Raw genomic sequence first — 15,502 nt, forward strand, 5'->3', positions numbered from 1 at the left:
ACAACACCAGCCCGTTCTTCACCCCCACCGACCCGATCACCACCTTCGGCGGCTTCGGCATCGCCAACAACGGCACCGACCTCGTTGGCGCCTTCAACGCCGGCAGCCAAAACGTCGGCATCGGCAACAACGGCGTCCTCAACATCGGCATCGGCAACACCGGCATCGGCAATTCCGGCCCACCAATCTCAATCCTGACTGCCTTCGGCATCGGCAACCAGGGCAACTTCAACCAGGGCTACTTCAACGTCGGCAACCACAACCTGGGCATCGGCCTGGTCGGGGACAACCTCATCGGCATCGGCCCGCTGCACATCAAGCGCTAATTGGTCAGCCACGGTGCGGCGGGAAGTACATCTCCTGCCGCACCGTGCACACCAATTCGCCCGTGCGGTTGAACATGGTGCCGCTGGCGAGCGCGAGCGAATCCACGCTGCTCGGCGAAGACCGTTCCAGCAGAAGCCAATCCGACAACACCGCCGGGGCATGGAACCACACCGAATGGTCACGTTGCGACGAATCCCCGACGCTCCCGCGGGCCGCGAACGCCGGCTCGGTCAACGTCACCGCCGACAGGTAGGCCACCAGGCTCGCGGTCAGCACCGGATCGTCGGGGACCTCGCCGTCGGGCCGCCACCACATCGCCGATCGGGCGGGTGGCCCTTCGGCGGCGGCGACGAGGCGACGTTCGAACCAGCGCAGGCTCGCCCACCGACCCTGGGTGCGCTCGTCCGACTCGGCCAGGTGCGGGGCCACCCACGGCAACGACTCGGGTTGCGGCGCCGCGGGCATCGGCGGCTGGTAGACCACCTCAGCGGACCCGGGCTCTGCCACCTTGAACGACGACATCGCCTCCATCAGGATCTTGCCCTCTTGCCGTGCAGTGACCCGGCGAGCCGAAAACCGGCGACCCTCTTGCAGATCGACCACCTCGAATTCGACCGGCCGACGGGAGTCGCCCGGTCGCAGGAAGTAAGTGTGCACGCTGCGCGGGGCGCGTCCCGGCGCGGTGTAGCTAGCCGCCAACAGGGCCTGGGCCGAAATATGGCCGCCCAGAATGTGATTGGCCGGTGCGGGAAGTTGTTGCCCGACGAAATGCCACGGGTCGACCCGCTCGAGGTCCATGGTGGCGAGTACGTCGCCGAAGGAGGAAGACATCGCCGGGTATCTTGCCCGACGACGGCAACTAAGGTTGCGGCCGGTCTCTGAATACCAGTTTGCGGGCGACCTCGTAGACCGGCGTGTTGGTTTCTTGCGAGAGCTTCGTCAGCAACGTGAAAGCCTCGCTCGAATTGACCTGCTGGCTTTCCATGATGATGCCCTTGGCTTGGCCGATGATGTCGCGCGATGCCAGGGCACTTCGAAGTTCGTCGTTGCTGCGGGCGCCCGCGAGTCCGACCGCCGCTTGCGCGGCTAGCGCCAACGCCAGTTCCTCGACTTCGGGTGTGAAGGCGCCGGGTTCTTCGGCGTACAAGTTGACGGTCCCGAGTTCAGTTTCGTTGGTGTACAGCTGAATTGACAAACTCGAGCGCACGGGTGTCTGTTCAACGAGGGCACCGACGAATTCGGGCCAGCGGGTCTCTTTTTCGTAATCGTCGACGCGGACGGTGTATTGGTTCCACATCGAATCCAGGCACGGCCCTTGCTGATGCTCGTCCTGCAATCTGTCGATCAGTCGGGGAATCTCTCCGGTAGCAGCGACCGAATCCAGCGTCCGACGGCGGCGATTGACCACCAGTGACACGCCCGCATGAGTCACCCCGGGCAGGATCTGCGTGGCAATTTCGGTGACCTCACGCAGCAATTGATCAGAATCGAAATCACTGTCCTGCTGGCTATGCAGGCTGCGTGCCAGCTGCGACAAAGCGTGATAAATGTCGTCGCTCAATACCTACTCCAGGTCATTTGCGAAATTACGACTACTTATGCGGCGGCGCCCGGGTGCCCACGCGCATTATAACCAGCGACAAATAAGAGTACGCTCCTCATAGCGCCGGGAACGGCATGGTTGCCTCTGCTTCTGCGCGAGGTGGTCAGCGGCGAGCAACTTCGGTGTTGAGAAGACAGCATTGGGCCGCTGATCCCCGTTTACACGCTGTCGCGCCGGTACCGCTGCAGCCGCCGCAGGCCGGCTTCCGACGAATCAGCGCCGGGCCGAAGTGCCGCAGTAAGCCCCTCACGCACAGCCTCGGTATCCAAGTCGATCCCAATAGCGACCAGACAATTGGGCACCGCCGATGCGGGCGCCTTGGCGATATGGACCGCACTGCCCACCACGTTCACGACATAATGCCGTACCCGCGTCCGTTGCCGCACCGCGACAACACCTTTGAGCCGGAACACCCCGTACGGCGGCCGCTCCAGCAGATCGATCAGCGCATCCACGTCAACACAGCCACTACTGCTGACGGTCACGGCGTCGGCCGCCGCGTGCTCGTGCGCGTGATCGTGCGAGGAGTCCAGCAACAGCTCGCGGAACGACAGCTGCCCGAACTGCACCACGGTGTCCGAGGAGTCGAACAGCAGCGCCGGGTCGAGTCGCCCACCCGTGGTGCCCACCACATGCACATGTGGATTGCGTTGTGACACCCGGTCTTTGACGCGCTCCAGCAAGGCAGTGCGCTGATCCACCACAATTTGGTCCAGCTTGTTGACCACGATCAACGACGCCGCGCCGTACCGCGCCGGCGGCAGCTCGGTGCGGTCGACGGTGTCGAAGTGGTTCACCGCGTCGATGACGTCGACGAGCCCGCCTGGCCGCACCCCGGAAACCTTGCTGAAGCCGATGAGCCGGGCGATCGCTACGGGGTCGGCCATGCCACTGGCTTCGACGATGATCGCGTCCAGGCGCCGGGTCGGGTCGGCGAGTTTGACGAGCGCGTCCTCGAGACCGCCGTCGTCGGGCAGGCAGCAGATGCATCCGCCGGCGATCGACGCGGGCTCGTCAATCTGGCCGGCGACCAGGCCGGCGTCGATGTTGAGTTCGCCGAAGTCGTTGACGACGACGCCGATGCGGGTGTCGGGGGTGCGCAGCAGGTGGTTGAGCAGGGTGGTCTTGCCGGCGCCGAGATGTCCGGTGAGCGCGATCACAGGTATCGCGGACAAATCCCCTCCCCCCGTCAGCGTCCGGCCTTCCGAGGTTAACGAGCCAATGGCGCTGTTTTTTGGGGGCATGGCCGCCTGCCGTAGGCTTTGCGGCGATTTGCAAACCCATCGAACGGACCGAAGCAAGTGATCATCGGAATACCCCGCGAGTCCCTCCCTGGTGAGACGCGCGTCGCCGCCACGCCGCAGACCGTGGGACAGCTCATCAAGCTCGGCTACGCGGTGACTGTCGAATCCCAGGCCGGTGCCGCGGCGAGCTTTCCCGACGACGCTTACGTCGCCGCCGGCGCCGAGATCGGCTCGTTCGAGCAGACCTGGGGTGCCGACGTCGTATTGAAGGTGAACCAGCCGAACGACGACGAAATCAACGCCTTGCGCGAGGGCGCCACCCTGGTCAGCCTGATCTCCCCCGCACTGCAACCGGAGCGGGTCGAGAAGCTGACGACGCGCCCGATCACCGTCCTGGCCATGGACGCGGTGCCACGCATCTCGCGGGCACAGTCCCTCGACGTCCTGTCGTCGATGGCCAACATCGCCGGCTACCGCGCGGTGGTCGAGGCGGCCCACGCGTTCGGCTGGTTCTTCACCGGCCAGGTGACGGCCGCCGGCAAGGTGCCGCCCGCCAAGGTGCTCGTCGTCGGAGCGGGCGTGGCCGGACTGTCCGCGATCGGGTCCGCAGGCAGCCTCGGTGCCATCGTGCGCGCCACCGACCCCCGGCCCGAGGTTGCCGATCAAGTCAAATCCCTTGGCGGCGAATACCTTTCGATCGAATCCGAGGAAGCCGAAGTCTCCGCCACCGGCTACGCCAAGGAGATGAGCGACGACTACAAGGCCCGCGAGGCGCGGCTCTACGAGGAGCAGTGCAAGGACGTCGACATCATCATCACCACGGCGCTGATCCCGGGTAAGCCGGCGCCACGCATCATCACCGCGGACATGGTGGCCTCGATGAAGCCGGGCAGCGTGATCGTCGACATGGCCGCGGCCAACGGCGGCAACGTCGAGGGCACCGTCAAGGACCAGAAGGTCGTCACCGACAACGACGTGACCATCATTGGCTACACCGACCTGGCCGGACGCCTACCCGCGCAGTCCTCGCAGCTGTACGGGACCAATCTGGTGAATCTGCTCAAGCTGATGACCCCCGAGAAGGACGGTCAGCTCGTCCTGGACTTCGACGACGTCGTGCAGCGCTCGATGACGGTGGTCCGTAACGGTGAGAAGACCTGGCCACCACCGCCGGTGCAGGTCTCGGCGGCGCCGGCGACCACGACGCCCGCCGAACCGGCCAAGCAATCCCAGGCCAAGAAGCCGATGTCCACCGGACGCCGGCTGGGCACCGCTTTCGCGGCCGCCGCGGTGCTGTTCGCGCTGATCGCGCTGTCGCCCGCGGCGCTGCAGGTGCACCTGACGGTGTTCGCGCTGGCGATCGTGATCGGCTACTACGTCATCGGCCACGTGCACCACGCGCTGCACACACCGCTGATGTCGGTGACGAACGCGATCTCGGGAATCATCGTGCTGGGCGCCCTGCTGCAGATCGGCAAAGACGACCTGGCGATCACCGTGGTATCGGCCGTGGCGATCCTGCTGGCCAGCATCAACATCTTCGGCGGCTTCGCAGTGACGCGGCGAATGCTGGCCATGTTCTCGCGCAGCTGAGCCTGCGCGCCCAACCGGAGGATTTCCTTTGTTCACGGTAGAAACCACCGCCACCGCGGCGTACGTCGTCGCGGCCCTGTTGTTCATCCTGGCGCTGGCCGGGCTGTCCCGGCACGAGACGTCCCGGGCCGGCAACACCTTCGGCACCGTCGGGATGGCCGTGGCCCTGGTCGCGACCATCGCGCTGGCGCTGAACCACAGCATCAAGCCGCTGGGCGTTGCGCTGCTGGTGGGGGCCATGCTGGTCGGTGCGTCGATCGGCCTGTGGCGGGCCCGGGTGGTCGAGATGACTGGCATGCCCGAGCTGATCGCCCTGCTGCACTCCTTTGTCGGTTTGGCCGCGGTGCTGGTCGGCTGGAATGGCTACCTGCACATCGAGGGCCATCCCCACGGCGCGGACGCGATCGCCCTGCGCGCCGAAGGCCTGGCCGGCATCCACTCGGCCGAGGTCGTGGTCGGCGTGTTCATCGGTGCGGTGACGTTCACCGGCTCGATCGTGGCCAACCTCAAGCTCTCGGCGCGGATCAAGTCCGCCCCGATGATGCTGCCGGGGAAGAACTTTTTGAATGTCGGTGCGCTGGTGGTATTCGCCGCGCTGACGGTGTGGTTCGTGATCGACCCGACGATCTGGCTGCTCGCCGCGGTGACCGTGCTGGCGCTGCTGCTCGGCTGGCACCTGGTGGCGTCGATCGGCGGTGGCGACATGCCTGTCGTGGTGTCGATGCTGAACAGCTACTCCGGCTGGGCCGCGGCCGCGTCCGGCTTCCTGCTCAGCAATGACCTGCTGATCATCACCGGCGCGCTGGTCGGCTCGTCCGGTGCCTACCTGTCCTACATCATGTGCAAGGCGATGAACCGGTCCTTCATCTCGGTGATCGCCGGCGGATTCGGCATCGAGGCCGGACCGGCCAGCGACAAGGACTACGGCGAGCACCGCGAGATCACCGCGGAAAGCGTCGCGGAGCTGCTCGGGTCGGCCGACACGGTCATCATCACCCCTGGCTACGGGATGGCCGTCGCGCAGGCCCAGAACGGCGTCGCCGAACTGACCCGCCGGCTGCGCGCCCGCGGCGTGAACGTCCGGTTCGGCATCCACCCTGTCGCGGGTCGCCTCCCGGGCCACATGAACGTGCTGCTGGCCGAGGCCAAGGTGCCCTACGACATCGTGCTGGAGATGGACGAGATCAACGACGACTTCGGCGACACCTCGGTGGTCCTGGTCATCGGCGCAAACGACACGGTCAACCCCGCCGCGGCCGAAGACCCCAGCAGCCCCATCGCGGGCATGCCGGTGCTCACGGTCTGGGAGGCCGACAACGTGATCGTGTTCAAACGGTCCATGGCCTCCGGGTATGCCGGCGTGCAGAACCCGCTGTTCTTCCGCGAGAACACCGCGATGCTGTTCGGCGACGCCCGCGACCGGGTGGACGCGATCCTGGCGGCGCTCTAACGGCACCCGCCCGGCTACCGGCGTCACCGAGCGGTAACAATCGGAGTGGCCGAAAGCCGAGATGCCGGGGCGGGATCTGGATAGGCTTTAGGGCAAGAGCGCTGTTCGACGTACGAGGGGGGCCGACGTGTCGTTCCTAGCCGTGGCTCCCGACTGGCTGAGTGCGGCCACAACGGACTTGCAAGGCATCGGTTCGGCGCTCAACAGCGCGAGCGCGGCGGCGGCGGCGCCGACCACTGGGCTGGCCGCGGCCGCGGCCGACGAGGTGTCGACCGCGATAGCGACGCTGTTCGGGGAGTTTGGCGACGAGTTCCAGCTGGTGAACGCTCAGGTGAGCGCATTCCACCAGCAGTTCGTGACGGCCCTGAACGCGGCCTCCGGCTCGTATGCGTCCGCCGAGGCGGCGGCCGCATCTGTGCTGGACCCAGTTCTCGGAGTGATCAACGCGCCCACGCAGTTCCTGCTGGGGCGGCCGCTGATCGGCAACGGCACGCCCGGGACGGCCGCGAACCCGAACGGTGGAGCTGGCGGGATTTTGTGGGGTAGCGGTGGCGACGGCTTCTCGCCCCTTACCGGTCCGGGCGGGAACGGTGGTCCGGCGGGCTTGATCGGGAACGGCGGCCGCGGTGGACACGGAGGGGCGCTTCCCAACGGCAGCCCCTTCCCCTTTGACCTCGGGGGACGGGGCGGCACTGGCGGGTTGCTGTTTGGCAACCCCGGCGTCAGCGGCGTCGGCTGGGACGGAAAGACCGTCCCGATGCCGACGGTTGCGGTCACCGAACCGACCGTGAACCTCTCGCTCAATGGCCATCAAACCGGGCCCATTCTGGTGGACACCGGATCTCGGGGCCTGGTGGTCCAGATGCAAGACGTCGGCGGGCCGTTGGGGCTGCTGCGGATGGGCCTGCCCACCGGTTTGAATATCAGCGGCTACAGCGGCGGCTTGACCTATCTGTATGCGACGTTCCCGGCGACGGTGGACTTCGGCAACGGCCTCGTCACCTCGCCGACGGGTGTCAATGTGGTGCTGTTGTCGATCCCGACTTCGCCTTTCGCGATCAATGCGTACTTCACCGAGTTCTTGAAGAACCCGTTCACCACTCCGTTCGACGCCTACTTCGCGACGGCCGGGGTGGATGGCGTGCTGGGTGTCGGGCCGAACGCGGTGGGCCCCGGCCCGAGCATTCCGAACGCGGCCTTGCCCGGCACGCTCAACCACGGCGTGCTGGTAGATATGCCGCATCAGCAGTTGCAGTTCGGACCTAACACCGGCACGCCCGCCTTCACTGTGCCTGGCGGATCTCCGATCACCACCCTCTATGTAACTGCCAATGGCGGAACTCCGATAGCCGTGCCGTCGATTGTGGACTCCGGCGGCGTTATGGGCACGATGCCGTCCTTTGTGATCAACGGGGCAGGAAGTCTGCCGCCGAACACCACATTCGAAGTTTGGGACAGCCCGACCAAGACTCACTTGCTGTACTCGTTCAACACAAACGGCAACTACCAGCCGACCGTCATCTCATCAGGCCTAATGAACACCGGCTACCTGCCGTTTGGCCAGCGGCCAATTTACATTGACTACACAGTGCCCGGCGGCAGCACGATCGTGAATCAACCGTAATTGGTTCAGCCGACTGGCCGTTTCGGCCGTGTCAGCGCCCGCTTCTAAAGGGCGGCTCAGTGTCGCGTTCGAGTTTGTGAGTCGATGCGGTGGCCTAAAGAGAGCATGCTTTCCCTTGGCCCGTGAGGAAAGGGCGGGTGTCTTCGTGGTCTCTGACTCGCATACCCGTCGCGCCCGCTACCACGATGACAAATACCTGCGTCCTGACCTAGCGACTCGCTGGGCAACGTGTTGAGGCCCTCCGCGAACGAGTTACGTTGCATGACATCAAAAGCCACCGAACCCCACCGCGTTTAGCGGCACTGCCAACGGGCAACGCTAGGTGCGGGTTTGGCATGGCCAAGCAATTAGCCCCTCGACTCTTGAGGCCGAACCTGGATAGCATTGCCCTGCAGCAAAGCGAATATGGCCCGAGGCAACATGACGATGAAATTCAAAATTGCCGCCATCTCGTTGAGTGCTGTTCTCGCAACGACTCTCGGCCCGCTGGCCGGCTTCACCGCGCACGCAGACGATTCGGGCGGCGCGCTGTACAGCGGTGTCAACGGACTGCGCCCGGAATGTGGGACGATCGCTGATGACCCGCGTTTGTCCGCGGCGGCGCAGCGGCACGCCAACGACATGTTGGCCAACGCGGTGAACGGCCACCTCGGTTCGGACGGCTCGCTCCCGCAAGCGCGTATCGCGGAAGCGGGCTACACCAGGGCCAGCCGCACGGGTGAGATCGTCTATTGGGGCACCGGATCGGCTGCGACTCCCAACGCTGCGCTCGACTCGTGGATGACAAGTCCTCCACACCGGGCCATCATCTTGAACTGCGGGTTCACCGCCGGGGGCTTCGCCACAGCTTGGGACGGCAACAAGATGACCGCCGTCGGCGACTTCGCGAGTCTTTAACCCGAATCCTGCCAAGCCGTTTCGGCTCACCGTCGCTTTCATGATCCAATGGGCGTACGAACAGCGACGTGCAAGTCCACACTGCGGCGGCTTGACATAGGAGAACCGGATGTTGCAGACCGTCGCGGTGCGCGGCTATCGCTCACTGCGCGAACTCATCCTGCCGCTGGGCACGCTCTCCGTCGTCACGGGCGCCAACGGCACCGGCAAGTCCTCGGTGTACCGGGCGCTGCGCCTGCTGGCCGACTGCGGCCGCGGCGAGGTCATCGGCTCGCTGGCTCGCGAGGGTGGGCTCGAATCTGTGCTGTGGGCCGGCCCGGAGCAACTCGGCGGCGCCCGTCGGGAAGGCAAGGCCCAGGGCACCACGCGCACCCGGCCGGTCTCGCTCGAGCTCGGTTTCGCCGCAGATGATTTCGGTTATCTGGTCGATCTCGGCATACCGCAGATGGCCGGCTACCGGTCGGCATTCGCCCGCGATCCGGAAATCAAACGCGAGGTCCTGTTCGCCGGCCCGGTGCTGCGGCGCGCCACCACCCTGGTGCGCCGCACCCGCGAATTCGCCGAAATCAGCGAGGATTCGGGATTCGACGAACTGTGCCGCAACCTACCGCCGTACCGCAGTGTGCTCGCCGAATACGCTCATCCGCAAGCGCTTCCGGAACTTGCGGCGGTGCGCGAGCGGCTGCGCGGCTGGCGCTTCTACGACGGTTTCCGCGTCGACGCCGCCGCGCCGGCCCGTCAACCGCAGGTCGGCACCCGCACCCCGGTGCTCTCCGACGACGGCCGAGACCTCGCCGCGGCGATCCAGACGATCATTGAAGCGGGCTTCGACGACCTGAGCCGCATCGTCGCCGACGCCTTCGACGGTGCCACCGTCGCGGTCGACGTCAGCAACGGCCTGTTCGATCTGCAGCTGCAGCAGCCCGGCATGCTCCGGCCACTCAGAGCGGCCGAATTATCCGACGGCACACTGCGATTCCTGCTGTGGGCCGCCGCGCTACTCAGCCCGCAGCGGCCCTCGCTGATGGTGCTCAACGAGCCGGAGACCTCGCTGCACCCCAGCCTGGTCGGCCCGTTGGCGTCGCTGATTCGTATCGCGGCCGGCCACACCCAGGTGGTGGTCGTCACCCATTCGGCCGCGTTGCGCGAAGCCCTCAACACCGGCGCCGAGCGCGCGGTCGAGATCGAGCTGTATAAGGACTTCGGCGAAACGCGCATCACCGGTCAGACCCTGCTGACCACACCGCCGTGGGACTGGGGCAAACGCTGACCCGCTCAGCCCGATGCCACCACCGAGGCCGAATTCCACGGCGCCACAGTGCCTTGCGCATCCGAAGCTTCCGGTAGGTCGTCGGTCACATCCCAGGTCGCCGACAGACGCCCGATGCCGAGCGCGATCGCGCAGTGCAGGCCGAGTTCAACCAGCTGGTCCTCGGTGAAGTGCTCGCGCAGCTCGTCGTAGACGGTGTCGTCGATGGCGAGGTGGTTGGTGGCGAACAGCTCCGCGAACCGCAGCGCCGTCCGCTCGGCGGCCGAGAGGTTCTCCGCGTCGGCAGGACGCTCCAGCGAGCAGACCGCCGCCTCGTCCAGACCGTCGGCGATGGCGCTTTCATACCGCACGGCGATGCAGCTGCGGCACTGGTTGAAGAAGGCGATGCGTAACCGCACCAGCTCGAGAAGCCGCGGCGGCAGAGTTCCGTTGCCGCGCAGCGCGGCCGTCAGGTTGCCGAGCGCCTCGGCGACGCCCGGCAGGCGACTCATGATCCCGGCCACTCCGAGGTTGATCCGGTCCCCTTGACCCAGGTCCTGCGTCGGGATGTCAGCAAACGCCGCCGACTGCGCGATTCGAGGCACTCTCATCTCCCCTTCGTCAAGAAATGTCCCCGTCGAGTATCGCCGCTGCCATGCCCGCGGCAAACCCCGCCGGAATAATCCCGAGCACTGAATGAATGCAAAGTGTGCATTTCGTGCAAATATTGAATGCTATGTCGACTCAGTTAGGTCTTCGCGAGCGTCGCCGCCGCCAGACCAGCGCGGATATCCGGGGCGCCGCCGTGCGGCTGGCTCAAGCGCGAGGCTGGGACAAGGTGACCGTCGAGGAGATCTGCATCCAAGCTGGTATTTCGACCCGCACATTCTTCAACTACTTCCCGAACAAGGAAGCCGCGATCGCCTACGGCCCGTCCGATCTGCCGCCCGAGCTGGCCGCCGAATTCGTCGCCGCCGGACCGGCGCCCTACTCGGTGGTGCTGGCGGAACTCATCACTCTGGCCGCACACCATCTGCGCGACATGCCGCCCGAGCGCGAGCAGGCGGTGTGCATGCTGGATCTGGCGAAAACGACCCCGGCGGTGTTGGCGGCGTTCCTGGCAGACCTCGAACGCTTCCAGACGCACCTGGCCGACATCGTCGCAAAGCGCCAGGGTATGAACTCCGACGACGAAATTCCCGCCCTGATCGCCGCGTTGGCTTTAACGGCCGTGCGTTCGGGTATAGAACGCTGGTCCAGCAGCGATGCGCAGGACGCCGAAGACACGCCGATGCCCTACGTCGAGCGAGCTGCCGCGCTGGTCAACAGCATCTTCAGCAAATGAGAGCGTGACCAGCGACACACAAACTTGCATAGTCTGCAAAATATGCAGATCATGTATCCATGGTCCGGCCGCGGTACTTGACCCTGCCTCGGTACTCCGAAGCAATCCGGCGTAGCGCATCGGGCCTTTTCGCGCTGCACTGCCCCGCACTACCGCTTCCAAAACGCATCTAAAACGTTGTCACGCAATGTGACTCGACGGCACGGCCACGCCAGGAAAGGACCGGGTAGCTCATGACGAGAATCGTGCGTAATGCCTGGTTGCCGCTATTGATCGTGGCCGTCGTGGTCATCGGCGGGTTCGCCGTGGCCCGAGTCAAGTCGTTCTACGCCCTCGACCAGGAGGACACTCTGACCAGCTCGAAGGTGGACGACTCGAAGCCGTTCAAACCCAAGGTCGTCAAATACGAGATCTTCGGCTCCGCCTCCCGGGCCAATGTCAACTACCTCGATCTCAGCGCCTCGCCCCAGCGCCTGGACAACGCCCCGTTGCCCTGGACGTTGGTGCTCAGCACCACGGCACCCTCGGTGTTCCCCAATATCTCGGCGCAGAGCGACGGCGACTACCTCGGTTGCCGCATCACCGTCGACGACGAAGTCAAGGACGAGAAAACAGCCAGCGGCGTGCACGCCCTGACCTCCTGCTTGGTGAAATCCGCATGAGCACCGCTACCCACGACGCGCCAACCGATTCCATCCCCGTCGCCAAGCACGCGGCGCGCGAGAGGATCCCGCACTTCATCCGCAAGTTCGCCGTGCCGATCATCCTCGGCTGGATTGCGTTGATCGCGCTGCTGAACGTCCTCGTCCCCCAGCTCGACGAGGTCGGGAAGATGCGTTCGGTGTCGATGAGCCCGGACGACGCGCAATCGGTGATCGCGACCAAGCGCGTTGGCGAGGTGTTCAAGGAGTACAAGTCCAACAGCTCCGTGATGATCGTGCTGGAGGGCCAGAACGCACTCGGCGCCGAAGCGCATGCCTACTACGACCAGATCGTCAGAAAACTCGAAGCCGACCGTGCACACGTCGAGCACGTCCAAGACTTCTGGAGCGATCCGCTCACCGGGGCCGGCGCCCAGAGCAATGACGGCAAAGCCGCTTACGTCCAGGTCTATCTGGTCGGAAACATGGGCGAGACCAAGGCCAACGACTCGGTTGAGGCCGTCCAAGACATCGTGAAAAGCGTTCACCCGCCGAATGGGGTCAAGGCCTTCGTCACCGGCCCCTCGGCGCTGGAGGCCGACCAGCATCTCGCCGGAGACCGCAGCCTGCAGGTGATTACAGCCGTCACGTTCTTGGTGATCATCGCGATGCTGCTAATGGTCTACCGGTCGATCGTCACGGTGTTGCTGACGCTGGCGATGGTCGTATTCGAGTTGGCCGCCGCCCGCGGCGCGGTCGCTTTCCTGGGCTACCACAACATCATTGGACTCTCCACGTTCGCCTGCAATCTGTTGGTGACGCTGGCGATCGCGGCTGCCACCGACTATGCGATCTTCTTGATCGGCCGATATCAGGAAGCCCGGGCGGTCGGCGAATCGCGAGAAGACGCCTACTACACGATGTTTGGTGGAACGGCACACGTCGTGCTCGGGTCGGGCCTGACCATCGCCGGTGCGACATTCTGCCTGCACTTCACCAACCTGCCGTATTTCCAGACGCTGGGCGTCCCGCTGGCCATCGGCATGGTGGTGGTGGTGCTGGCAGCGTTGACCCTTGGACCTGCGGTCATCTCGGTGGCGTCGCGCTTCCGCCAGACTCTCGAGCCCAAGCGCGCGCAGCGGATCCGTGGCTGGCGCAAGATCGGCGCGCTCGTCGTTCGGTGGCCCGGGCCCGTCCTGGTCCTGACGGTCGGTATTGCGCTCGTCGGTTTGCTCACCCTGCCCGGCTACCGGACGAACTACAACGACCGCAACTACCTGCCCGCCGATCTGCCGGCGAATGCCGGTTACGCTGCCGCCGATCGGCACTTCTCCAAGGCGCGGATGAATCCCGAGCTGCTGATGCTCGAAAGCGACCACGATCTGCGCAATTCGGCGGACTTCCTGGTGATCGACAAGATCGCGAAGGCGATCTTCCGGGTCCCCGGAATCAGTCGCGTGCAGGCCATCACGCGGCCGGAGGGCACGCCGATCGAGCACACGTCGATCCCCTTCCAGATCAGCATGCAGGGCGTCAGCCAGCAGATGACGCAGAAGTATCAAGAAGACCAGATCGCCGACATGCTCAAGCAGTCCGACGAGATGCAGACAACCATCAACAGCATGGAGCAGATGCAAAGCATCACCACGCAGATGGCCAATGACATGCACGTGATGGTCGGCAAGATGCACTCGATGACGATCGACGTTGCCGAATTACGGGATCACATGGCCGATTTCGAAGACTTCTTCCGGCCGATCCGCTCGTACTTCTACTGGGAGAAGCACTGCTACGACATCCCGGTGTGCTTCTCGTTGCGGTCGGTGTTCGACGCCCTGGACGGCATCGACACGATGACCGACGACATCCAGAGCCTGCTGCCGGTGATGGATCATCTGGACACGCTCATGCCGAAGATGGTGGCGCTGATGCCCGAGATGATCCAGAACATGAAGAACATGAAAACCATGATGCTGACCATGTATTCGACCCAGAAGGGTCTGCTGGAACAGCAGCAGCGGGCACAGCGCGACTCCGCAGCGATGGGCCGGGCCTTCGACGCGTCCAAGAATGACGACTCGTTCTACCTGCCTCCGGAGACGTTCGACAACCCCGAATTCAAGAAGGGCATGAAGAACTTCATCTCTCCGGACGGCCACGCCGTGCGCTTCATCATCAGCCATGACGGCGATCCGATGTCAGCAGAAGGCATTTCGCATATCGACGCGATCAAGAAGGCGGCCTACGAGGCACTCAAGGGCACCCCGATGGAGGGTTCGAAGATCCTTCTCGGCGGTACCGCGGCCACCTTCAAGGACATGCAGGAAGGCAGCAACTACGACCTGTTGATCGCCGGAATCGCTTCGATGTGCCTGATTTTCATCATCATGCTGATCCTCACCCGGAGTGTGGTGGCCTCGGCCGTGATCGTGGGCACCGTATTGATCTCGCTGGGTGCGTCTTTCGGGCTTTCGGTGTTGATCTGGCAGCACTTGATCGGGATCGAGCTGCACTGGATGGTGCTGGCCATGTCGGTGATCATCCTGCTGGCCGTGGGCGCCGACTACAACCTGCTGCTGGTGTCGCGGTTCAAGGAAGAGATCCATGTCGGCTTGAACACCGGCATCATCCGGGCGATGGGCGGCACCGGGTCGGTGGTGACCTCGGCGGGGCTGGTGTTCGCGTTCACGATGATGACGATGGCGGTCAGCGAGCTGACGGTGATCGGTCAGGTCGGCACGACGATCGGACTCGGCCTATTGTTCGACACGCTGATTGTGCGGTCGCTGATGACGCCGTCGATCGCCGCGCTGCTGGGCAAGTGGTTCTGGTGGCCGCAACGGGTGCGGCAGCGGCCGGTGCCGTCGCCGTGGCCCACGCCGAACAAGGAGTCGGCCAAGGATGACGCACTGGTGACGACCAGCACCTAGCGAACGTCCTAGAACAATTGCAAGCCGAAATGCGCCAGCCACCACGCGCCGGATTGGGCGCCGCCGGCGCCTCCCCCGCCCCCACTAATGCCGCCGCCGCCACGGCCACCGCCGCCGCCGCCGCCATTGCCGGCAATCGACCCGCCGTTTCCGCCACTGCCTCCGGCTCCATCTGCCGGTCGTCGTGTCCACCCGTCGATCCCGGAGCAAGCGCAGCGAACAGAACCGGAAGAAAATCCGGGAAGCCAGCCGCTGCTGAGGTTTTCACGCCAGAACTTGTCAGACCCTCCTGTCAGGATGGGGTTATGTCTTCGATCGCGTCGCCGCCGGTGGGGCTGCGGCCTATGGATCGGTTGGAGGTGTTGTTCGAGGAGTTGGCGGAGTTGGCCGGGCAGCGTAATGCCATTGATGGGCGGCTGGTGGAGATCGCCGCCGAACTTGAGCGCGACGAATTGTGGGGCATGACCGGGGCGCGCTCGCTGGAGATGGTGATGGGCTGGAAGATGGCCCTGTCCTCGGCGAACGCGAAAACGATCACCGCGATCGCGCGCCGGCTCGAGGAGTTCCCGCAGTGCGCGGCCGGGTTGCGGGAGGGTCGG

14 protein-coding genes are annotated in these 15,502 nt (G+C 64.9%); 10 read left to right on the plus strand and 4 right to left on the minus strand.

Features of this window, described 5'->3' with window-relative positions:
- Positions 1–326 (plus strand): hypothetical protein (locus A5645_RS28045; protein WP_253866846.1); only part of this gene is annotated, 326 nt, incomplete at its 5' end.
- A 4-nt stretch (positions 327–330) separates the two neighbouring features.
- On the opposite strand, the gene A5645_RS03835 is transcribed toward A5645_RS28045, so the two are convergent.
- The 3 genes from A5645_RS03835 to A5645_RS03845 all read right to left on the minus strand — a co-directional run bounded on the left by A5645_RS03835 (position 331) and on the right by A5645_RS03845 (position 3,105).
- Entirely contained in the window at positions 331–1,158 is an 828-nt protein-coding gene (locus A5645_RS03835; RefSeq protein ID WP_065128523.1) for an acyl-CoA thioesterase, read from the minus strand.
- Between the two features lie 28 nt (positions 1,159–1,186).
- Positions 1,187–1,888, minus strand: a complete 702-nt coding sequence (locus A5645_RS03840) for a GAF and ANTAR domain-containing protein (protein WP_065128524.1) — start codon at positions 1,886–1,888, stop codon at positions 1,187–1,189.
- 200 nt (positions 1,889–2,088) lie between these two features.
- A complete protein-coding gene (locus A5645_RS03845) occupies positions 2,089–3,105 on the minus strand; it encodes a CobW family GTP-binding protein (protein ID WP_065128525.1) in 1,017 nt (338 codons plus the stop codon).
- Positions 3,106–3,231: 126 nt separating this feature from the next.
- Between A5645_RS03845 and A5645_RS03850 the strand changes: the two genes are divergently transcribed.
- The 5 genes from A5645_RS03850 (at position 3,232) to A5645_RS03870 (ending at position 10,008) form a co-directional block, all read left to right on the plus strand.
- Complete coding sequence (locus A5645_RS03850) at positions 3,232–4,767, plus strand: Re/Si-specific NAD(P)(+) transhydrogenase subunit alpha (RefSeq protein ID WP_065128526.1); 1,536 nt, start codon at positions 3,232–3,234, stop codon at positions 4,765–4,767.
- 28 nt (positions 4,768–4,795) lie between these two features.
- Positions 4,796–6,217, plus strand: coding sequence for a Re/Si-specific NAD(P)(+) transhydrogenase subunit beta (gene pntB / locus A5645_RS03855; RefSeq protein WP_065037731.1), 1,422 nt, complete (start codon positions 4,796–4,798; stop codon positions 6,215–6,217).
- Positions 6,218–6,359: 142 nt separating this feature from the next.
- Entirely contained in the window at positions 6,360–7,841 is a 1,482-nt protein-coding gene (locus tag A5645_RS03860; RefSeq protein WP_436405465.1) for a PecA family PE domain-processing aspartic protease, read from the plus strand.
- Between the two features lie 426 nt (positions 7,842–8,267).
- Positions 8,268–8,738, plus strand: a complete 471-nt coding sequence (locus A5645_RS03865; protein ID WP_065128533.1) for a CAP domain-containing protein — start codon at positions 8,268–8,270, stop codon at positions 8,736–8,738.
- 109 nt (positions 8,739–8,847) lie between these two features.
- Positions 8,848–10,008 carry an AAA family ATPase gene (locus A5645_RS03870; protein ID WP_065128528.1) on the plus strand — a complete coding sequence of 387 codons (1,161 nt, stop codon included), beginning with the start codon at positions 8,848–8,850 and terminating at the stop codon, positions 10,006–10,008.
- 5 nt (positions 10,009–10,013) lie between these two features.
- Here A5645_RS03870 and A5645_RS03875 read toward each other — a convergent pair whose 3' ends face one another.
- Positions 10,014–10,598, minus strand: a complete 585-nt coding sequence (locus A5645_RS03875; RefSeq protein WP_065128529.1) for a carboxymuconolactone decarboxylase family protein — start codon at positions 10,596–10,598, stop codon at positions 10,014–10,016.
- A 125-nt stretch (positions 10,599–10,723) separates the two neighbouring features.
- Here A5645_RS03875 and A5645_RS03880 point away from each other — a divergent pair, with 125 nt between their 5' ends.
- The 4 genes from A5645_RS03880 to A5645_RS03895 form a co-directional block, all read left to right on the plus strand.
- Positions 10,724–11,332 (plus strand): TetR family transcriptional regulator, encoded by a 609-nt coding sequence (locus A5645_RS03880; protein ID WP_065128530.1) that lies wholly within the window; start codon positions 10,724–10,726, stop codon positions 11,330–11,332.
- 233 nt (positions 11,333–11,565) lie between these two features.
- Positions 11,566–11,994: an MmpS family transport accessory protein gene (locus A5645_RS03885; RefSeq protein WP_172830455.1), complete on the plus strand. Its 429-nt coding sequence runs from the start codon at positions 11,566–11,568 to the stop codon at positions 11,992–11,994.
- The gene (locus A5645_RS03890; RefSeq protein WP_065128531.1) at positions 11,991–14,903 is read left to right on the plus strand and encodes an MMPL/RND family transporter; all 2,913 of its coding nucleotides are present in this window, start codon (positions 11,991–11,993) and stop codon (positions 14,901–14,903) included. Before A5645_RS03885 ends, A5645_RS03890 begins: the two co-directional genes overlap by 4 nt.
- A gap of 305 nt (positions 14,904–15,208) precedes the next feature.
- A partial coding sequence (locus A5645_RS03895; RefSeq protein WP_155767832.1) for a DUF222 domain-containing protein occupies positions 15,209–15,502 on the plus strand: 294 nt, incomplete at its 3' end.

It is taken from the genome of Mycobacterium asiaticum, assembly GCF_001673635.1.
Lineage (GTDB): Bacteria > Actinomycetota > Actinomycetes > Mycobacteriales > Mycobacteriaceae > Mycobacterium > Mycobacterium asiaticum_C.